Source organism: Phenylobacterium sp. FG114, assembly GCF_057809855.1.
The window spans coordinates 17945-38076 of the sequence record NZ_JBMDKU010000015.1 but is presented as its reverse complement, the minus strand read 5'-3'; the positions used below and the strand labels follow the sequence as shown (position 1 = coordinate 38076).

Annotated in this window: 17 protein-coding genes; 6 read left to right on the top strand and 11 right to left on the bottom strand. The window is 70.4% G+C overall.

Going from position 1 to position 20132, the window contains the following annotated elements:
- Positions 1 to 2: 2 nt before the first annotated feature.
- The 6 genes from ACODSY_RS21620 to ACODSY_RS21595 form a co-directional block, all read right to left on the bottom strand.
- Positions 3 to 746, bottom strand: a complete 744-nt coding sequence (locus tag ACODSY_RS21620; protein ID WP_488953958.1) for a PEPxxWA-CTERM sorting domain-containing protein — start codon at positions 744 to 746, stop codon at positions 3 to 5.
- Positions 747 to 915: 169 nt separating this feature from the next.
- Positions 916 to 3300, bottom strand: a complete 2385-nt coding sequence (locus ACODSY_RS21615; protein WP_488953957.1) for a serine/threonine-protein kinase — start codon at positions 3298 to 3300, stop codon at positions 916 to 918.
- Positions 3293 to 3856: an ECF-type sigma factor gene (locus ACODSY_RS21610; protein ID WP_488953956.1), complete on the bottom strand. Its 564-nt coding sequence runs from the start codon at positions 3854 to 3856 to the stop codon at positions 3293 to 3295. The genes ACODSY_RS21615 and ACODSY_RS21610 overlap by 8 nt, the downstream gene beginning before the upstream one ends.
- Positions 3857 to 4062: 206 nt before the next feature.
- Positions 4063 to 4275, bottom strand: a complete 213-nt coding sequence (locus ACODSY_RS21605) for a hypothetical protein (RefSeq protein WP_488953955.1) — start codon at positions 4273 to 4275, stop codon at positions 4063 to 4065.
- A 106-nt stretch (positions 4276 to 4381) separates the two neighbouring features.
- Positions 4382 to 6895, bottom strand: a complete 2514-nt coding sequence (locus ACODSY_RS21600) for an ABC transporter permease (protein WP_488953954.1) — start codon at positions 6893 to 6895, stop codon at positions 4382 to 4384.
- On the bottom strand, positions 6895 to 7575 hold the full coding sequence (locus ACODSY_RS21595) for an ABC transporter ATP-binding protein (RefSeq protein WP_488953953.1): 681 nt from the start codon (positions 7573 to 7575) through the stop codon (positions 6895 to 6897). Before ACODSY_RS21595 ends, ACODSY_RS21600 begins: the two co-directional genes overlap by 1 nt.
- Positions 7576 to 7626: 51 nt before the next feature.
- On the opposite strand from ACODSY_RS21595, the gene ACODSY_RS21590 reads away from it, so the two are divergent.
- Together ACODSY_RS21590 and ACODSY_RS21585 are read left to right on the top strand one after the other, a co-directional pair.
- Positions 7627 to 8265 carry an arylesterase gene (locus ACODSY_RS21590; protein ID WP_488953952.1) on the top strand — a complete coding sequence of 213 codons (639 nt, stop codon included), beginning with the start codon at positions 7627 to 7629 and terminating at the stop codon, positions 8263 to 8265.
- Positions 8266 to 8301: 36 nt separating this feature from the next.
- A complete protein-coding gene (locus ACODSY_RS21585; protein ID WP_488953951.1) occupies positions 8302 to 9159 on the top strand; it encodes an MBL fold metallo-hydrolase in 858 nt (285 codons plus the stop codon).
- Here the strand turns inward: ACODSY_RS21585 and ACODSY_RS21580 are convergent.
- The 4 genes from ACODSY_RS21580 to ACODSY_RS21565 all read right to left on the bottom strand — a co-directional run bounded on the left by ACODSY_RS21580 (position 9156) and on the right by ACODSY_RS21565 (position 15347).
- Positions 9156 to 10751, bottom strand: a complete 1596-nt coding sequence (locus ACODSY_RS21580) for a response regulator (protein ID WP_488953950.1) — start codon at positions 10749 to 10751, stop codon at positions 9156 to 9158. The genes ACODSY_RS21585 and ACODSY_RS21580 overlap by 4 nt on opposite strands.
- Positions 10748 to 13291, bottom strand: coding sequence for an ATP-binding protein (locus ACODSY_RS21575; protein WP_488953949.1), 2544 nt, complete (start codon positions 13289 to 13291; stop codon positions 10748 to 10750). The genes ACODSY_RS21580 and ACODSY_RS21575 overlap by 4 nt, the downstream gene beginning before the upstream one ends.
- A gap of 131 nt (positions 13292 to 13422) precedes the next feature.
- Entirely contained in the window at positions 13423 to 14613 is a 1191-nt protein-coding gene (locus tag ACODSY_RS21570; protein WP_488953948.1) for a cytochrome P450, read from the bottom strand.
- Positions 14614 to 14687: 74 nt separating this feature from the next.
- Positions 14688 to 15347: a hypothetical protein gene (locus ACODSY_RS21565; protein WP_488953947.1), complete on the bottom strand. Its 660-nt coding sequence runs from the start codon at positions 15345 to 15347 to the stop codon at positions 14688 to 14690.
- 202 nt (positions 15348 to 15549) lie between these two features.
- On the opposite strand from ACODSY_RS21565, the gene ACODSY_RS21560 reads away from it, so the two are divergent.
- The 4 genes from ACODSY_RS21560 to ACODSY_RS21545 all read left to right on the top strand — a co-directional run bounded on the left by ACODSY_RS21560 (position 15550) and on the right by ACODSY_RS21545 (position 18547).
- Entirely contained in the window at positions 15550 to 16122 is a 573-nt protein-coding gene (locus tag ACODSY_RS21560) for a LemA family protein (protein WP_488953946.1), read from the top strand.
- Positions 16119 to 17303, top strand: a complete 1185-nt coding sequence (locus ACODSY_RS21555; protein ID WP_488953945.1) for a DUF3137 domain-containing protein — start codon at positions 16119 to 16121, stop codon at positions 17301 to 17303. The genes ACODSY_RS21560 and ACODSY_RS21555 overlap by 4 nt, the downstream gene beginning before the upstream one ends.
- Before the next feature lie 144 nt (positions 17304 to 17447).
- The gene (locus ACODSY_RS21550) at positions 17448 to 18065 is read left to right on the top strand and encodes a response regulator (RefSeq protein ID WP_488953944.1); all 618 of its coding nucleotides are present in this window, start codon (positions 17448 to 17450) and stop codon (positions 18063 to 18065) included.
- Positions 18062 to 18547, top strand: a complete 486-nt coding sequence (locus ACODSY_RS21545) for a hypothetical protein (RefSeq protein WP_488953943.1) — start codon at positions 18062 to 18064, stop codon at positions 18545 to 18547. The genes ACODSY_RS21550 and ACODSY_RS21545 overlap by 4 nt, the downstream gene beginning before the upstream one ends.
- Positions 18548 to 18661: 114 nt before the next feature.
- On the opposite strand, the gene ACODSY_RS21540 is transcribed toward ACODSY_RS21545, so the two are convergent.
- Positions 18662 to 19792 (bottom strand): zinc-binding dehydrogenase, encoded by a 1131-nt coding sequence (locus ACODSY_RS21540; protein ID WP_488953942.1) that lies wholly within the window; start codon positions 19790 to 19792, stop codon positions 18662 to 18664.
- Positions 19793 to 20132: the final 340 nt, after the last annotated feature.

Genomic DNA, 20132 nt, shown 5'->3' with positions numbered 1-20132 from the left:
CGCTAAGCCACGGCTTCCGCCCGCCGGCGCCGCAACGCGGTTCCGGCGGCGCCGAAGCCCAGGATCAGCAAGGCCCAGGTCGCGGGTTCCGGCACGACTGCGGCGTCGAAGACCCGCACGCTCGTGATCGTGGCCCTGATATCATAGGCTTGGTCGTAGCCGCGCCCTGCGTTCTGCACCTGCCGCAGGAAACTGGCCGTGCCGTAGGCGCCGCTCGCCTGCGGGCTCCAGGCCTGGGTCATGTCGAACGGAATCAGCGTCGGCGAGGTGAACGTCGCCGTGGCGGAGTGGTAGTCGTAGGCCGTTCCCCCGACCGGCGACGGGACGTACTGGCCGCCCACCGCGCTCATGTAGAGCGAGCCGAACGGCGCGCCGGGGCTGCTGACCCGTTCGGTGTTCCCGTAGGTAGTGGCGTCGTTCTTGTAGTCCTGGAAATCCTGCCGCCCGTTGATCTCGATGAGCGCCGAGAGGATCGGCGAGGCCGCGTCGTAGCCGGCGCGGATGTAGTCGAAATAGCCGCTGCAGCAGGGATTGTAGATCGACGTCGCGCCGAGGCTGGGATCGAAGGTGTAGGTGGCGGTGTAGGTCATCCCTACCAGGTTCGCCGACCCGAACGTCATGTCGGAGACCGACTGGGTGATCACCCCCCGGAACGTCGCGACCATCAGGGCGGCTTGGGCCGATCCGGCCGCACAGGAGAGCACGGCCACGGCGACGCCGCTGGCCAGAAGACGTTTGAGACGCATCACCGAAATCCCCTCAATGCGCCGCGTCACAACGCTCGCGGCGATGCGGAAAGACTGCGGCGTGGCTCGGGATGGGGCAGCCCCCGAACGGGGGTGATATTTCGCGGCGTTTTCACGCCTCAGGCGAAGTTCGGGCGAGCGCATCGCGCCTCAGGCGATTTCGCGGAGTCTAGAGCGGTCCCTTCAGCCCGCCGCGCGGAGGGTCGCAGGCGCCCGCCATCCAGCGCAGCATCTCGCCCAGCGCCTCTTCCCGGTCGTGCCCCGTCAGCTTCCCGGCCTTGTCGAGGTCGCGATAGATGCCGCGCGCCTCGTCCCAGGTCGCGCAGGCCCGGCCGTATTGGCCACCATTGTAGTAGACGCCGCCGACGCTCTTCAGCGTGGCGGCCATGCTCCGGCGGGGGCCCGGCGCGTTGTCCGACTGCGCCACGATCTGCCGGTGCGCGACCAGCACCTCATCGGCCATGGCATAGCTCTCACCGAAGCGCTTGAGGTCCGCGAGCACCATGGCGCGCACCTCACCCACGACCGCGAACAAGCCCGTGGCGCCGCGGTCGGCGGGGTCTCGCGCGCGCATCTGGCGGGTGATCGTCACCGCGCGGTCGACTGAGGCATAGGCGTCCGCATCGCGGTCCATCGCGCTCAGCACCGCCGCCCGATACCAGAGCGAGATCGCCAGCTTTCGCAGCACCTCGGGTGAGTCGGGCTCGCGCCGGGCCAGGGCCTCGTTGATCGCCACCGCTTCGGTCACGGCGGGAAGCGCCGAGGTGTCGTCCTTGAGTTCGTGATGCGCCTCGGCCCGCAGGCGCAGGATCGCCGAATGCGCCTTCATCACCCCGGTGTCGTTCTGCAGGCGCTGCGGCAGGCCGGAGATGAACGCCTCCGCGCGGCGGAAAGGCTCCAGGCTCCTGGCGTACTCGCCGTCCCAGCCCCACGAGTCGCCTTCGGCCTGGATCGCGGTCGCGTAGATGCGCGCGGCGTCCGGGTCCGTCCGTGCGAAGGGCTGCAGCAGCCGCTGCACCTCGATGGTCTGTTTTCGCGCCAGCGCGATCTCGCTGTTGTTGTAGAGATTCACGCCCGCCTGCTCGATCAGCAGGTCGGCCATGGCGCGGCGCACCTTCGGGTCTTCCGGCGCCTCGGCGTAGGCGCGGCGCAGCACGGTCTCGGCCTTGGCCAGCAGGGTGTTGGCGTCGGCGGCTTTGCCGAGCTGGCTCTGCTGGCCGCTGCCGGTCACCTGGGCCAGCCGCACATAGCCACGGCCGGCCTCGACTCGGACGTCCAGGGGCGCGTCCGGATCGGCGGTCAAGGCGTCGAGATATTGGAGCCCCGTCTTCGCCAGCACCTGCCGCGCCGCGGTGGCCCCCTGCACCTTGCTGACCTCGTTGTAGACGTCGAACAGCATGGTGGTGGCGATGTGGCGGGTCTGCTGGAACCGCGCCTCGGCCTCGGCGCGCGCCGCTTGCGCCTGGGCGTTGGCCACCAGCGTCACCACCAGGGCGGCCACCAGCAACACGCTGGCCGCCGCCGCGCCGCCCACCGCCAGCCGGTGCCGAGCCACGAACTTGCCGAAGACGTAGCGCCGCCCGCCCTGCATCGCCGCCACGGGGAACCCCGCCATGTGCGCCGCCACGTCGTCGCGCAGGGCCTCCACCGTGGAATAGCGGCGCTCGGGATCCTCGGCCGTCGCCCGCGCCACGATCGCTGCCAGCTCGGCGTCGGTCGGATCGCCTTCGGTCAGCCAGGCCAGGACCTGCCCCAAGGAATACACGTCGGACAGCGTCGTCGAGGGCGCGCCCAAGATGCGCTCGGGCGCGGCGAAGCCCGGTGTGTGCAGGCCGCCCTTTCCGCCCTCGGCCGCCTTCGTCGCACCGGCGCCGGTCGCCGGGGAGGAGATGCCGAAGTCGATCAGTTTCGGCTGGCCTGCGGCGTCCACCAGGATGTTGGCCAGGGTGATGTCGCCGTGGACCACCAGGTTCTGGTGCGCGAACGCCACCGCCGAGGCGGCCGCCAGGAACAGCTCGAGCCGCGCCCGGCGGACGGGCGATGCTTCCTCGCGCCAGGCCCCCAACGGCCGCCCCTCGACGAACTCCATGACGATGTAGGGCCAGCCCGCCTCGGTCTCGCCGCCATCGAACAGCCGCGCGATGTGCGGGTGCGCGAGCCGCGCCAAGGTCTGGCGCTCGCGGCGGAACCGCTCGATCAGAGCGGTCGACAGCGCCCCCGGTCGGATCACCTTGATCGCCACCGTATGCTCGAAATCGCCCGCCGCCCGCTCGCCGCGGTAGACCGCGCCCATCCCGCCCTGGCCGATCAGGCCGGTGATCCGATAGGCGCCGATCTGATCGGGCGGGGCGCCGGCATCGGCCTTCGAGGCCGCGCCGCCCGTGATGAAGGCTAGCGCCGCATCGTCCGCGCCGGCCAGGAGCGCCGCGGCGCGGGCGCGCACCTCGGCCGGCGCCTTTCGCCCCGCGATCCACTGCGCCCGCCGGTCCGCGGGCTGCGCCATCGCCTGCTCCAGCAGGTCCAGGGCGCGCGCCTCGATCGACCGGCTAGCCATGCTGCGGCTGCAGCGCCTCGTAGAGCCAGAGCCGCGCGGCCTGCCACCGCCGCTTCACCGTCGATTCCGAGAGCTCGAGCACCGTGGCGATGTCGGCGATCTCCATGCCGCCGAAATACCGCATCTCGACGATCTCGGCCCGCTCGCGATCGATCTGCGCCAACCGGTCCAGCGCGTCGTTGACCTCCTCGAGATCGGCGTTCGCGACATCCGGAATGTTGGTCCTCAGCTCCACCTTGAGGTGCTGGCGCTTGTCGCGATTCTTGGCGCGCACGTGCTCGACCAGCGCGCGGCGCATCATCACCGAAGTCAGGGCCATGAAGTGGGCGCGGTCCTGCCAGTCGATCCGGTCCAGCTGTATCAGCTTGAGGATGGTCTCGTGGACGAGGTCGCCGACCGAGAGCGACACGTTGCGTTCGCCGCGCAGCATCGCCGCCGCGCTCTGGGTCAGTTCGCCGTAGAGGATGTCGAACAGCCGGTCACGGGCCGACCGGTCGCCGCGCCGCCAGGCGGCCAGCAACGCGCGCACCTGGTCGTTGCCCGCCCGCTCCAACATGCCGGCGATTGTGAGAACGCGTTACGCCGCTGGCAAGCGTGCGCGCCCCTTGAGCGAAAAATTCAGGACGCGTGACCCGTGGCGGCCACTTCCGGCGCCTTAGCCAGGTGAGCGGGGCCCGTGTCGTCCCGCTCTGGTCGGGCGCCGTGGGGCTTGAGCGGACCGTGTCTCCGCGAGGGCCTGCGGCGCCCGATATCGCCTGGACGCTAGTCTTCGGCCTTCGCCGCGACGGTCTTCGGCGGCCACACCCGGACGGCGACCGCAACGGTCACCGAGCCCATGATCGCGGCGATGGAGCCCGTCCACTGGATCGCGTTCATCCCGATCGCGGCGTAGTGGCCGGTCATGGCGCCCGACAGGAACACGAGGCTGGCCGAGCTCCAGTCGATCAGATCCTTTTTCGTGATGTCGAACGTCATGGGGTACTCCGGGGAAGGCGGTCTTGGGTGCTGATCCAAGATCACCCGGGCTGGATGCCAAAACCTTACTTCCGAGGCGATGCGACAATGTTCCGCAGGGCGGCGCCTATTCGCTTCGCAGCGCCGGCGCCGGCCGCTTCGAAAGCGCCTGGAACGAGGCCAGCAGGCCGCCCGCGCCGGCCACCAGGGCCGCCCCCGCGAGCAGGGCTGCGACGCCGGCCCAGTCCACGCTCCACTTCGCCTCGAACACCTTGACCACCACGGGCCAGGCCGCCGCATAGCCGAGGGCGACGCCCGCCGCGCCGGCGATCAGGCCGACCAGCCCGTACTCGATGACATAGGCGCTGAGCACCTGGGCCCGGCTGGCGCCCAGCACCTTCAGCGTCGCCGCCTCGCGCGTCCGCTCCTGCGCCCGCGCCGCGATGGCGCCGGCCAGCACCAGGAGGGCGGCCATCAACGCCACGGCCGCCGCGCCGCGCACGGCCAGCGCAACCCGGTCGAACATGTCGGTGGCCGCCTCCAGCTGCTCGCGCACCGAGATGATGTTCACCTCTGGAAAGTCGCGGCCCAGCGCGCGGACGATCCGCTGCTCCTCGGCACGGCTGGCTTTCGCGATGGCCACGTGCCGCGGCGTGGCGCCCTCCAGGGCGTTGGGCGTCAGCACGATGGGGAAGCCGGCGCCGAAGCTGCCGAAGTCCACGCGGCGGATGGCGGCCACCTTGGCGTCGATCTCGGCGCCCAGCACCGAGAGTTTGATCGTGTCGCCGATCTTCAGCGCGCCGCCCTCGGCGGGGTCGCGCGACACCGCCACCAGGGGCGGTCCGGCGTAGTTCGCCGGCCACCATTTGCCCTGGAACACGCCGGAGTTCGGCGGCTCGGCGTCGAGGGTCGAGATGGTGACGTCGTTGTCGTAGGCCCAGCGCGCGCCGGGCGGAATCTTGTTGATATCCACCGGAACGCCACGCACCGCGAGGATGCGGCCGGTGAAGAACGGCGCGCGCAGGTAGGTGTCCTGGCCCGGCGTGCGGCCGTAGGCCCGCGCCACTTCCGCGTCGAACGCGGTTACCCGCTCGCCGGGGATTTCGGTGAAGACCAGGGCCGGCGCGGTCTGGGGCGCCACCACCGAGATCTGCCGCAGGAGGCTCGATTGGATGAGCACCACGGCCGCCAGCAGCGCCACGCCGAGGCCGATGGCGGGGGCCGCCGTCCGCGCCGCCGACCGGGGTCCCGCGAGGTTGGCCAGGGCGATCCGCACTGCCCCGCGCGCGCCGCCGCGCATTCGCCCTGCGAGCTTCGCGGCGCCCCAGCCGAACGCCCACAGCACGAAGAACGAGGCCGCGACACCGGCGATCATGATGCTGGCCGCCAGCGGCGTGGGCGCCGTCACGATGGCCAGGGCCGCGAGGCCGCCCGCCGCCAGGATCGCGCCGATGAGTTCCGGGCCGAACCGCAGGCGCCCCGTCAGGTCGCTGCGGAACAGGCTGGCCGGCGGCGTGGTGCGCGCCCGGGCCAGGGGGGCCAGCGAGAAGGCGGCCGCCGACAGCAAGCCGAACCCGGCCGCCTTCAGCAGTGGCAGGGGATAGATCGCGAACAGCGCCGGCACGGGCAGGTCCCGCGCGAAGATCGATCCCAGGACGAGCGGGGCCACCGCGCCGACCACCAGGCCGATCGCGATGCCGGCCAGCGCCAGAAGCCCGATCTGGGCGAGGTACATGTTGCGGATCAACCCGCTGTCGGCCCCCAGCGCCTTCAGGGTGGCGATGGCGGGCTTGCGGCCGTCCACATAGGCGCTGACCGCGCCGAACACGCCCAGGCCGCCCGCGACCAGCGAGGCCAGACCGATGAAGCCCAGGAAGTATTCCAGCTGGTCGATGATCCGGCTGACGCCCGGCGCCGCGTCGTTGCGGTCGCGGATGCGGAAGCGCCCCTTCATGCTGTCGCGCACCTCCGCCTTGGCCTGCGCCAGCGGCAGGTTCGGGCGCAGTGCGATCCGCACCGTCTCGCCGAACGGCAGGCCGGGTGTCAGGAACCCGCCCTGTTCCAGCGCGCCGGTTCGCGTCAGGACCCGCGGCCCCAGCGCGAAGCCCCGCGACAGCCGGTCGGGCTCTTCCTCCAGGATCGCCGTCGCCCTCATCGGGACATTGCCCGCCAGGAAGCGGTCGCCCAGTTTCAGGTTCAGGCGCTCCAGAAGCGCCTTCTCGACGGCCGCGCCCCACACGCCGTCCCTGGGCTCCAGGGCCTGAGTCAGCGAGGCGGCGCCCGTCAGGGTCACCTGGCCCGCCAGCGGATAGGCGCCGTCCACGCCGCGCAGCTCGATCAGCCGGCGCTCCCCGTTCGGGGCCTCGGCCATGGCCTGCGACGCGGTCGCGTAGGTGGTGCGTCCCAGCTTGTCGATCCAGCCGCGTTCGACGGGCGAGAACCGTCGCTGGCTGGCCGAGACCGCCAGGTCGCCGCCCAGGATCTCGCGCGCCTCGGTGGCCAGGCCGCGCCGGAACGCTTCCGCCGTCGAGCTTGCCGCCGCAATGGCGGCCACGCCCAGCGCCAGGCAGGCCAGGAAGATGCGGAAGCCCTTGACCCCGCTCCGGAGCTCGCGCGCCGCGAACCGCAGCCAGAGCGGCATCACGCGGTCTCGACCGGCCGGCCGTCGCGCAGGGTCACGACCCGCTGCGCCCGCGCCGCCAGTTCGGGATCGTGGGTCACCATCAGCAGCGCCGCGCCGGAATGCTCCACCAGCTCGAACAGCAGATCGGCGACGTGGTGGGCGTTGGTGGAGTCCAGGTTGCCCGTCGGCTCGTCGGCGAACAGCAGGGCAGGCGAGGGGGCCAGCGCCCGGGCCAGCGCCACGCGCTGCTGCTCGCCGCCGGAAAGCTGATGCGGATAGTGCCGCGCCCGGGCCGCCAACCCCACGCGGTCCAGCCAGGTCCGCGCCTGTTCCATCGCCCCCGGCCGCCGGGCGATCTCCAGCGGAGCCGCCACGTTCTCTTCCGCGGTCATGTTGGGCAGCAGGTGGAACGACTGGAACACTAGGCTCACGCGGCCCCGGCGAAGCTTCGCCCGGCCGTCCTCGTCCAGCCGCCCCAGGTCCTGGCCGAAGAGGCGAACGGTCCCGGCGCTTGGGCGTTCAAGCCCCGCCGCCACGGCGATCAGCGACGACTTGCCCGACCCCGATGGACCGATCAGCGCCACACGTTCGCCGCCGGACAGTGTCAGCGACAGGTTGTGCAGGATCTCCACCGGCCCTGCGGCGGACGGCAACGTCAGGCCCACGTCTTCCAGGACCAGCGGCGGCGTGTCGTTCAAGCAGATCCCCAACGGTTGAGCCTTCGGCGCTCTCCCTTACATAGGACGTTCATGGCCGCGCCAAGACCCACACGCCGCACGCTCCTCGCATTGCCGCTGATCGCCGCCGCGGGACCGGCGCTGGCGGCGCCCCCGCGGGTGGTGACCGTGCTCGGTGACTCGATCACCGCCGGCTATGGCCTGCCGGCCGCCAGCGCGCTCCCGGCCCAGCTGGCCCTGGCGCTCAAGGCCCTGGGGGTCGCCAATGTCGTGGTCCGTGCCGCGGGCGTCAGCGGCGACACCAGCGCCGGCGGCCTGGCCCGGGTCGACTTCAGCGTGAAGAAGGATACCGACGTGGCCGTCGTCGCCCTGGGCGCCAACGACCTGCTGCAGGGCCAGGACCCGAAGCGCACGCGCGCCAACCTCGACGGCATCATCCGCAAGCTGAAGGCCCGCCGGATCGGCGTGGTGCTGACCGGCGTCACGGCCCCGGTGGAGATCGGCGGCGGCTACGCCCGCGACTTCAACGCGGTCTTCCCGGCCCTGGCCCGCGCCCACGGGGTGCCGCTCTACGCCAACCTGCTGGACGGCGTCGCCCGCCGGCCCAACCTGAACCAGCCCGACGGCATCCACCCCAACGCCCGCGGCGCCCGGATCATTGCCGGCAAGCTCGCACCGGTGGTGGCGAAGGCCTTGGCGGCCCGCGCGTAAGCCGTGCCACACTCTCGGCAAAACGGGAGGAACGGCATGCTCAGTTGGCGCATCGGCGACGTGACCATCACGCGCATCGTGGAGATGGAAACCGCGGGCGGCACGCGCTTCCTGTTGCCGCAAGCGACCTACGAGGCGGTCCGCGAGATCCCCTGGCTCATGCCCCACTTCGCCGAGGAGAGCGGCAAGCTGAAGATGAGCATCCACGCGCTGGTCGTCGAGGCGCCCGGCCGCCGGATCATCGTCGACACCTGCATCGGCAACGACAAGCAGCGCGAGATGGGCCCCTGGAGCAACCTCCAGACCACCTTCCTCGCCGACCTTGAAGCCGCCGGCTTCGCACCGGACAGCATCGACACGGTCCTCTGCACGCACCTGCACGTGGACCACGTCGGCTGGAACACCATGCTGGTGGACGGCGCCTGGGTCCCGACCTTCCCGAAGGCCCGCTACCTGATCGGCCGCGCCGAGTATGAGCACTGGCGGGCGGAGGAAGAGGGGGTGGCGGACGTGTCGACGTCCTACTTCCACGACAGCGTTAAGCCCGTCTGGGACGCCGGCCTCGTCGATCTGGTCGAGACGGATCACCGGGTCTGCCCCGAGGTGTCGCTGGAGCCGACGTTGGGCCACACGCCCGGCCACGTCTCGATCCGAATCCGCTCGAAGGGAGAGGATGCGCTGATCACCGGCGACTTCACCCACCACCCGTGCCAGCTCGCCCATCCGGAATGGGCGGCCGAGGTGGATTTCGACAAGGCCGCGTCCACGGCCACCCGCCGGCGCATGTACGCCGAGCTGGCCGGATCGAAGACCCTGGTGATCGGCACCCACTTCGCCGCGCCCTGCGCCGGCCACGTCGCCGCCGACGGCGAGGCGTGGAAGCTGGAGGTCTAGCCGGGCGTCACGTTCCGGACGGTGCGGCTGAGGTCGTCGATGGTCACCGGCTTTCGCAGGATCACCGCGCCCTCGATCGCGTCCAGCGCCAGCGAGTCGGCATAGCCGCTGCAGAAGACGATCGGCAGGTGGGGGTGCCGCGCCCGCATGCGGTGGGCCACCTCGGCGCCCGTCATGCCCGGCATCGCGTAGTCGAGCACCACAGCGTCGGGCGGGCTCGCGTCCACCATGGCAAGGCCCGACGCGCCGTTGGCCGCGCCGCGCACCGAGAAGCCCTCGCTGTAGAGGCCGTCGCACAGGATCTGGCGGACCTGGTCGTCGTCGTCGATCACTACCACGCTCAGTCCTTTGGGAGGCCTCCGCTCGGGGGCTGCCGCCTTGGCCGGCGCCTCGGCCGCCGGCGGCTCGATGCGCGGCAGGATGATGCGCACCGTCGTGCCTTCGCCGGGCGCGCTGGCGATCTCGCAACCGCCGCCGCACTGCTTCGCGAACGCCGCCACCTGGGCCAGGCCGAGGCCGGATCCCTGATGGGTCTTGGTGGTGAAGAAGGGCTCGGTCGCCCGCGCCAGCACCTCGGGGGCCATCCCGACGCCCTCGTCGCGCACCTCCAGCGTCACCCGTTCGGCGTCGGCCCGCGTGCGCAGGGTGATCCGCCCGCCGCCTGGCATGGCGTCGCGGGCGTTCATCAGCAGGTTCAGAACCGCCAGTTCGAGCTGCGTCGCGTCGCTCCTCGCCCAGGCCTGCCTCGCGGCGAGCTCGGTCTCCAACCGGACCTCCGCCCCCAGCGCGTGACGCAGCAGTCCGTCGCTCGACGCCAGGGTCTGGTCCACGTCCACGGGGCGAAGCAGCAGGCGCTGCGTGCGCGAGAAGGCCAGCAGGTGGGCCACCACCTTGGCCCCGCGGTGCGCCGCCTCCAGCGCCGTGTCGACGAACCGGCGGTGAGCATCCTCCTCGCCGATCGACCGCTGCAGCAGCTCCAGATACCCGATGATCGGGGTCAGCAGATTGTTGAAGTCATGGGCGACGCCGCCGGTCAGCCGGCCGATGGCCTCGATCTTCTGGGCTTGCACCAGCGCCTGCTCGGCGCGCACGCGCTCGGCCGCCTGACGGTCCACCTCCTCCAGCGCTTGTTCCAGCTCCGCGGTCCGGGCCCGCAGCCCCTTCTCAAGCCGGGCGTTCTCGCGCTGCAGCTCGCGCACTGTCAGGGCCCGCGAGATGGCCGGCAGCAGGGTCGAGAGCTTCAGAGGTTTCAGTACATAGTCCAGCGCGCCGTCGCGCATGGCCTCGACCGCCGAGGCGATGCTGCCTTCGCCGGTCATGATCACCACCGCCAGGTCCGGGTCGCGGGCCTTGAGCGCATGCATCAGCGCGAGCCCGTCCATCCCCGGCATGACCAGGTCGCTCAGCAGCAGGTCGAAGGCCTCGGGCCTGAAGGCCGCCAGCGCCGAGGCCGGGTCCGAAAAGGCCGTCACCTCATAGCCCTGGCCGCCCAGGGTCGCCTCCAGCGCCTGCAGGTTGGCGGTCTCGTCGTCGACGATCAGCAGGCGCGGCGGTCCGCCCGTCGCAGCGTCACCGCTTTCGGCCCGACTCACTCCGCGGCCCTCCGCGCTGTGCGGGCGAGCGCCGCGCGGACCTCGCGCAGCTTCGGCGGCTTGGCCAACACGAGGTCGATGTTGGGGATCCCCTCGACGCCCGACAGCATGCCCTGGCCCCAGCCGGTCAGCAGGATCACCGGCGTCTCGGGAGACTCCGACTTGATGGCGGCGGCGACCTGCCGTCCGTTGATGTAGGGCATGCCGAGGTCGGTGATCACCGCGTCGAAGGGATGGCCGTCCTGGCCGGCCACGAAGGCGTCGATGCCCGCCTGGCCGTCGTTGGCCGGGGTGATGATATGGCCGTCGTTCCCCAGCGCGTCGCTCAGCGCCTTCAGCAGCACCGGGTCGTCGTCCACCAGCAGCAGCCGCATGCGCGGGGGCGTCTCCAGGTCGGCCAGGGCCCTGGTCTTCTCCCGCGTGGCCGCCGGGAAGATCAGCGAGAACGTCGTGCCCTCGCCGGGCGTCGACTGGATGTCCACCTCGGCCCCGTGCCGCTGCGCGACGCCGTAGACCATGGCCAGGCCCAGGCCGGTGCCGCGCTCGCCCTTGGTGGTGAAGAACGGCTCCATGCAGCGCCGGCGCGCCTCCGCGTCCATGCCCACGCCGGTGTCCACGACATCCACGCGCAGCCAGCCGGGCTGGTCCGCCAGCGTTGTGCGCACGGTCAGGGTTCCGCCGTCTGGCATGGCGTCGATGGCGTTGAACACGAGGTTGGTCAGCGCCTCGCGGATCTCGCTCTCCATGCCGATCACCAGCGGCAGGCTGTCGGCGAGGTCGGCCTTCGCCTCCACCACGGCCCCGCGCTCGGCTGTCATCACCGACCAGCGGACCCGCGTCAGGTCGAGAACCTGGGCGGCCAGTTCGTTGAGCTGCACCGGCCCGCCGGCCAGCTGGGGCTCGCGCTGGCGATAGAACTCGCGCATCCGCCCGATCGTGTGGCCCACGTCCTCGACCGCGCGGCGGATCACCTCCAGCTGACCCCGCGCCGAGGGGCTCAGGCCCTTCTCGGTTTCCAGCATCGCCTCGGTGTAGAGCGCGACCGGCGACAGGGCGTTGTTGATGTCATGGGCGATCCCGCTGGCCATCTGGCCCAGCGCCCGCAGCCGCTCCTGCTGCATCACCGCCTGCTGGGATTGGCGCAGGTCGTCGTATGCCCCCTGCAGCGCGCTGTAGAGCTGCGCCTGGTGGGCCGCCAGCGCCACGTGCTCGCTGAGCTGTCGCAGGAACTCGCAGTCCGCGCTCTCGAACCCATGTGGCTTGAAGCGGCCCGCGATGAAGCAGCCGAACGTCTTGCTCTCCACCCGGAGCGGCGCGGTGACCAGCGAGTGGATGCCCGCCAACGAAAGCTGGGCGTGCAGGGAATAGTCCATCCCCGAGATGTCGGGCTCGTAGACCAGGCGTCCGTCCATCGAGTGGCCGAGCCCGTTCTCGTCGGCCGGGAACGCCATCGGCTCGGGCGCCGCCAGCGACAGGCCGAGCTCGCGCGAGTTGGCGCCCACCGAGGTGACCCGCAGCACCCGTGTGCGGTCGTCGTATTCGCACAGGCAGGCGAAATCGACCGGCAGCTGCTGCTCGACGCTGCGCACGACCACCTGGAAGATGCTCTCCAGGTCCTGCCGGTCGCCGATCGCCCGGGTGATCTGGTGCAGCAGGCTCAGGCGCTCCAGCTGGGCGATCGCCTTGGCGTCGGCGCGTTCGCGCTCGACGCTCTCGCGCCGAAGGCGGGCGTTGGTCAGCGCCAGCTCCTCGGCCAGGGCGGCCTCCGTCGCGAACCGTTCGCGCATCTCTTCCGCCGTGGTCCGGATGACCCAGAGCAGCACCACCAGATAGCCGGTGATCTTGCCCAGGTGAGCGATCATCGACTGGCTGTCGGCGGGCGCGCGGGAATAGAGCATCACCAAGTGGCCCACGAGCATCGCCGCCGCCGCCCAGGCGACGGGTTCGGCCAGGCGATGACGGTGGCGCAGGCGCCACGCCCAGACGGCCGCCGCCGCCCACAGAACCGGGACGCCGATCAAGGTCGGCCGCGTGACGCCGAGCGCAGTGGGGGTCGCATAGGGGGGCAGGGCCTGGTAGGCGATGAACAGCGCCACCCCGGCGGCCGCGACCAGCCCCATGAAGGCCGCGATCTCGCCGCGCCCAAGCTGTAGGCGCAGCAGGGCGCCGCAGATCGCGAGCGGCAGCAGATAGGCCGCCGGCGACCAGGTGGCGGGGCGCAGCCGTTGGCGGGCCTCGGCGATCCCAGCCAGCGGTCCGCTCCAGTCGATGCTGACGATCACATGGACCAGTTCGAGCCCGAAGGTGAGGCCGAACCCGACGGACAGCCAGCGGACGAACGGGCTGTCCGTATGCTGAGCCATGTCCCACAGCAGCAGCGCCAGCATCCCGCCCAACACGGCGACGCTGGCGTCGAGAACCGTGTGCAGCTCGGCGTAGTCGGAATGGGCGACCGCCAGCAACACAGCGCCGATGGCGAACGCCACCAGCACGGCCAGGGACGCGCGCGGCAACCCGTTTGCGCCAGTCAACGCGGTCATATTCGACCCTCGACGCCCACAGACGACCTGACGTGGCTTATGTGTGAAACACAATCAGGCAGTGTGAAGGGACTCCTATCTCAACGGATAAGCTGTGCAAGCGCGTTAAGGTTGCGCCCGGCGGCCGCGCTTCAAGCGGCGCGAAAGCGCACCGGCATGGCCTTCGGACCCGAGATGAAGTTCGACGGCAGCCATTCGACCGGCGCCGCCAGCTCGAAATCCTTCATTCGGGTCAGCACCTCGCGCAACATGGCGTCGATCTCGATCCGGGCGATGTGCTGGCCCAGGCAGCCGTGCGGGCCGGTGCCGAACGCGATGTGCGGGTTGTCCGTCCGGCTCAGGTCCAGCACGTCCGGACGGTCGAAGACGGCGGGGTCCCGGTTGGCCGCGCCGAAGTACATGACCACCTTGTCGCCCGCACGGATCTGCTGGCCGCCCAGCTCGGCGTCGTGTTTGGCCGTGCGCCGCATGTAGATCACCGGACTGGTCCAGCGCAGCAGTTCCTCGCGCGCCGTCGGCAGCCGGCCCTCCACGTCGGCCATCAGCCAGGCATACTGGTCGGGATGCTCCATCAGCGCCAGCAGTCCGCCCGACAGCAGGTTCCGCGTGGTGTCCCCGCCCGCGTCCACCAGCAGCAGGAAGAACAGCAGGAACTCCATGTCCTCCAGCCTGCGGCCGTCCACCTCGCAAGCCAGCAGCTTCGACGCCAGGTCGTCGCCCGGCCGCGCCCGCTTCTCGGCGATCACCTTGCCGCCATACTCGAACATCTTCATCACCGCCTGGCCGCCGGCGCCGGGCGGCAGCGCCTCGGGCGCGGTGTGGATGATCTCGGTCAGCTTGTAGAGCTCGCGCCCGTCCTCCAGCGGCAGCCCCATCAGCTCGGCGATCACGAACGACGGCATCTCGCCGGCCACCTGGTCAACGACATCGCACTCGCCGCGCTCTATGACGGCGTCGACGATCTGCTTCGCCAGCTCCTGGATCCGCGCCTGCCGCAGCCGCGCCGAAGGCTCGGTGAACTCGGACCGGATGAGCTTGCGGAACGCCGTGTGTTCCGGCGGGTCCATCATCAGCATCATCTTGTACGGCCCGAACCCGCCGGCGTCGGCCAGCGGGTCGTTGATCATGATGGTGGGCTCGGACGAATAGGTCTGGAAATCGCGGTCCACGGCCCAGACGTCGGCGTGGCGGGTCACCGCCCAGAAGCCCCGGCCACCCGGTTCTTCGTGCCAGCGCACGGGCGCGTTCTCGCGCAGCCAGTCGAACTGCCGGTGGGGTTGCCCGCCGTCGAAGCTGGCCGGCGCCAGGAGGTCGATCTTCATGGCCCCTGTGTCCTCCGTCTCGTTTTGACCAAGAGGAGGCGCCCTTCCCGCGGGTCAGGCAAGGGCCGGCCGAGCTAGAACACGATGGTCCAGCTTTCGGTGGCCGAGTAGGAACTCGCCTTGGCGGAGCAGATCAACCCGGGTCGCTCGGCGCTCGCGCCGGGTCTCTTCAGCTCCCACTTGAGCTGCTTGCACCGCCAGCCGTTCACCGGCTCTTCGCCAACGACCGTGATCACCCCGGTGGACTTGGAGCCCTTCCAGCCCAGGGCTTCGCCCATCGCCAGGCTGCCCAGCTTCTTCTCCCAGGCGTTGTATGAGCCGTCGAGCCGGATGAAGTGCTGGGCCCAGGCGTCGTAGCTGTAGCCGCCCTCGCAGTCGTTGCAGCTCACCTTGCTGAACTCGAGGAAGGCCTTCTTCTGCGCCTCCAGTTCGGCCGAGAAGGTCAGGTTTCCCGGGTACTTGACGGCTCTGGAGCCCACGTTGTTCGGCCAGGGCGCCGGGCCAGAGGTCACGGACGCCTGCTCAGCGGCGGCGTATTGCGCGGGCTGCTCGCCGCCGGCCTCGGGGCTGTCGGCGGCCGGCGCGGCCTGTTCCCGGGACGGTTGGGCGGCGTTCTGGATGGCCGCGGCGGCGGCCTGTCGCGCCAGGCTCTTCAGAAAGCCGCTCTGGGCGGCCGCGGGGGTGGCGAGCGCCAGTGAAACAGCGGCGGCGATGATGGCGGGGGACTTCGACATGCACACTCCAGTCGGGCCGGCGGATCCGGCCTCGAGCTTCACTTCAGCGGCGGGTGTCTGGACCGGCGGGGGTCCCGCGCGCCAGCGGCTTGCGGCGAACGGCGTCCTGGCGTCGACCGGCACGAAGCCGCCGACGTTCGCCGAACGTATGTTTTCAGCGGACCGCGGCCTGCCTAAGGTGCCCGAGGATGGGGAGACGCGAATGAACGCCGTGGTCTGGATCGTCGTCGCCGTCGCGGTCGCCGGCCTCTACGTCTGGTACGCTGCCGTTGTGAAGCGTCGCAACCGGGTGGCCGAGGCCCTGAGCGGCATCGACGTCCAGCTTTCGCAGCGGCACGAGCTGATCCCCAACATCCTGGCCATCGCCAAGCGCTACCTGGCGCATGAGCAGGCCTTGCTGGCCGACATCGCGCGCTTGCGCACGACCGGGCAGGAACGGCTCGGCAGCACCGATCCCACCGCCATCGCCGAGAAGTTCGCCGCCGAGAACCAGCTTACCGCAGGCCTCGGCCGCCTGTTCGCCGTGGCCGAAGGCTACCCGGAGCTGAAGAGTGACGCCCTGATGGTCAAGGCCCAGGCGACCTACCAGGAGGTCGAGACCAACGTCGCGGCCGCCCGACGCTTTTACAATGCCTCGGTCACGGCCCTGCGCAACGCCTGCCAGATCTTCCCCGGCCAACTGGTCGCCGCCCTGGCGGGCGTGGGCCGGCTTCCGCCCTTCTTCGAAGCGCCCGCCGAGCACCGCGGCCCGGTGAACGCCGCCGATCACCTGTGACCCAACCGCCCGGCCGCGCCGGCGCCGCCACGGCGCTCTTCGGCGTCCTGGCCACCGCGCTGGTGGTCTGGATGGCGATCCTTTGGTCGGCCGTGCGCCAGGATCCCGGGATGAGCGGCTGGCTTACCGGCCTGTTCGGCGGTGGGCTCCTCGCGCTGTTCGTCGCCGGGGCAGGGGCCTGGGCGGTGATGCTGTTCGTGCTGCGCCCAGCCCGCCACATCGCCGAGCAGGAACAGGCCCTCTACGCCGCCGAGGACGAGCTTGGCCGCATCCTGGGCGAGCTCGAGGTCACGCGTCTCGAAACCCGCCGCCGCATCAATGTGGCCGCCGCCTTGCGCATCCCGGTCTGCCTTGTGGTCGCCGTGGGCCTCTGGATCGTGAGCCAGGCCACCGACGACCCGGCCGACGCCGGTGACCTCCTGGCCTTCCTCGCGATGGGCGTGGTCGGAGGCTACCTCTGGGCCTCCTGGTCGCTCGGTGAAGCCTATCGCCGGACCTTCAAGGAACGCGTGCTGCCCAAGCTGGCGGCCGGGTTCGGCCCGCTGGCCTGGCGGCCGGCGCAGCCGCCGATCGAGGAGTTCCGGCGTCACCGCATCTTCGGCGACTTCGACGCCCACGAGGCCGAGGACGAGATCTACGGCGAATATCGGGGCATGCCGCTGTCCATCGTCGAGCTCCGGCTGACCAAGCGGCGGGGCAAGAATACGGTCACCGTCTTCCGCGGCCTAACCGCCGCCGTCACCCTGCCGCGCGGCCTCTCGGGCGTGACGGTGGTCGTTCCGGATCGCGGCATGTTCGGCAACCTCTCGCGCTCGCTGCGGGGCGGTTCCTGCGAACAGGTCCGCCTGGAGGACCCGGTCTTCGAGAAGGCCTACGAGGTCTATGGCTCCGACCAGGTCTCGGCGCGGGCCCTGCTGACGCCGGCCTTCATGGAGCGCTTCATGGCCCTGGCCGGCTCGGCGCGGTTCGGCGCGCCGGTGGCGCTCGTTCAGGACAACCGCCTGCTGATGGCGCTCGAGACCCTGGGCGGGCGCAATCTGTTCGAACCGCCGAGCTACCGAAAGCCGGCCGCCGGCCGCGAAGCGCTGACCCGGATGCGCGACGATATTGAAACGGTGCTGCGCGCCGCCGACGCCGTCATCGACCTCGACCAGGCTGCCCGCCTTCAGCCGAGGGCCTGAGCCCCGGGGGCTGCGACATTTTGGGACTACCCAAAATGGGGCTACGGCGCTGGATTTTACCAAAAATTCCGATCTCCAGGCGAAGGAGATCGGGAAGTTCCCAAAACTGGGAATTCGTCAGAAGAGCCCAGAGCCTCCGCGCCGATGAGCCTCGCCGATCCGACCCTCGCGAACCTAGGCTCGCGCATCGACCTGCGGAAGGCGACGATCCTGCTCGTCGAACCCAACAACCAGGCGATGGACGTGCTGAGCCAGATCTTCCTGGGCTTCGGCGCCACCCACTGCCTGCGGGCCTCCTCGTTCGAGGAAGCCCAGCAGGTCGTCCATGCGAACGTCATCGACCTGATCGCCTGCGAGGCCACGCTGCAGGCAGACGAGCCCGATGGCTACGAGTTCGTGAGCTGGCTGCGCCGTTCGGGCCTGGATCCGAACGCGTTCGCGCCCGTGCTCCTGCTGTCGTCGCACACCAGTTCGCGCAACGTCGCCCGGGCCCGCGACTGCGGCGCGCACTTCATGGTCTCGAAGCCCCTGGCGCCGGCGACCCTGTTGCAGCGGATCCTCTGGATCGCGCAGCACAACCGCACCTTCGTGCAGTGCGACGCCTATACCGGTCCCGACCGCCGCTTCCAGAACCTCGGTCCGCCCAACGGCGTCGGCCGCCGCCACAACGACCTGCCCCTCGAGGTCGGAGAATCCTCCGGCCCCAACATGGACCAGGACGAAATCGACAACCTGCTTACTCCGAAGAAGGCCGCCCGATGAGCTCGGTCAGCTATATCCGCCGTCCCAACCGCCTGGGAAAACTGATCTCCACGCCCGGCGGCCGCAAGCTCGGCGAGGCGGTGGCGACCGCCCAGGCCAATATCGAGACCCTGCGTCCCGGGATGCTGCACGAGGTCGACGAGGCGCTGGAGCGCCTGCGCCAGACGGCTGCCCGAGGCGACGCCGCCGCCCGCACCGAGGTCTATAACTGCGCCACGGCGATCGTGAGCTTCGCGGGGCTTTGCGGTATGACCCGCCTGGGCGAGGTGGCCTACAACCTCTGCGAACTGTCGGACCGCTACATCGAGTCCGGCCGCTGGAACGACGCGGCCATCGGGGCCCACATCCAGACCATGAGCGTCCTGCGGATGGCCAACCTCGCCGAGGATTCGCCGGAAGCCGAGGCCGTGATGGAAGGCCTCAAGACCCTGGTGCGCAAGGCCGAGGAGAAGGCCGCCGCCGAGGCCGCCGCCCAGAAATGATCAGACGGCCCCGCTCCGGAGAGCGGGACCACCACGACGCTTCGGCAAAATACGCATGCCGGGCGCCCCTGCCCATGTAGGGCCGCGCGCCCGACAACAAGCGGGACCTTGCGTTCAGAGACCCTTGCTTGGGTTGATCAGGTACTTCTCGCCGGTCGTCTTCTTGTTGTAGGCGGCGATGATGTTCGGCTGCAGCGCCTCGGCCAGCGAGATCTCGGCCGTGTAGTGGCTGGCGAAGGTGGTCTTCAGCTCGTCCGCCACGCGCTGGCGCAGCCGCTGGGTCCCCTCGGCGCCCAGCTTCATCAGGAACGGGGTCAACAGCCAGCCGCCCAGGGCCCACGACAGGCCGTAGTTGCGCGCCAGTTCGGACGGCCGCGGGTCCAGCGAGCCGTAGATATAGACCTGCTTGAAGACGCTGGAGCCGTAGCGGCTGTAGGCGCCGCCGCGCGCATTGGCGGCCGCCTCCATGCCCGACAGGATCTGGCTGGCCAGCTTGCCGCCGCCGATGGCGTCGAAGGCGATGGTGGCGTTGGTGGCGATCAGCGCCTGGGTGAGCTCGTCCTGGAAGTTCGGCGAGGTGGAATCGACCACGTGCTTCGCGCCGATGTCCGTCAGGATCTTCGCCTGCTCGGCGCTGCGGACGATGTTCACCAGCTCGATGCCGTCCTTCAGGCAGATCTTGTTGAGCATCTGGCCCAGGTTCGAGGCGGCCGCCGTGTGAACCAGGGCCGTATGGCCCTCGGCGCGCATGGTCTCGGTCATGCCCAGGGCGGTCAGCGGGTTGACGAAGCACGAGGCGCCGTCCGCCGCGGTCGCGCCGGTGGGGAGGGGCAGCACGTCGCCGGCCTTCACGGTGCGGTACTGGGCGTACATGGCGCCGCCCAGCAGAGCGACCGTCTTGCCCACCAGCGCCTGCGCGGCCGGGTCCGAGCCGGCCGCGATCACCACGCCCGCGCCCTCGTTGCCCACCGGCATGGACTCGTCCAGTCGCGCCTTCATGGCCTTGAGGAACTGTTCGGGCACCTTCGCGGTGGTCTTGCCGCCCGCGCTCTGCAGGGTCGACAGGTCGGCCGGACCCAAGAGCAGACCGAGGTCGGACGGGTTCAGCGGCGAGGCCTCCACCCGCACGAGCACTTCGTCGCCCGTCGGAGGCGCGATCGCCACCTCGGCCAGGCTGAGCTCCAGCTCGCCGCTGCTCTTGATGATCGACCGCAGTTGCAGCCCGTTCGCCGGAATATCGGCCACTCTCGCCTCCCTTGGCTTTACGTTGTCAGGGGACGGACATGGCCGTTCGGCCGCGCTTCGCCAAGGGCTCAAATGCAAGAAAGGCGAACCTTTCGGCCAATCCTTAAAGCAAGAAAGGCGACCCTTTCGGCCAATCCTTAAAGCAAGAAAGGCGACCCTTTCGGGTCGCCTCTGCCGCTTCTTGTGATCCGCACGAGACCCGAAGATCCCGGAAGCGCCGCGGGGGCCCCACGCCCCAGCGACCGGTAGCCGGCCGCCGTTGCCGAGTGTCTTCCCCCTAAGTGACGCGCACGGCAAGCCCCGCGAACGGTCGCGCGGCATTTCGACCGCGCCTGTGGCA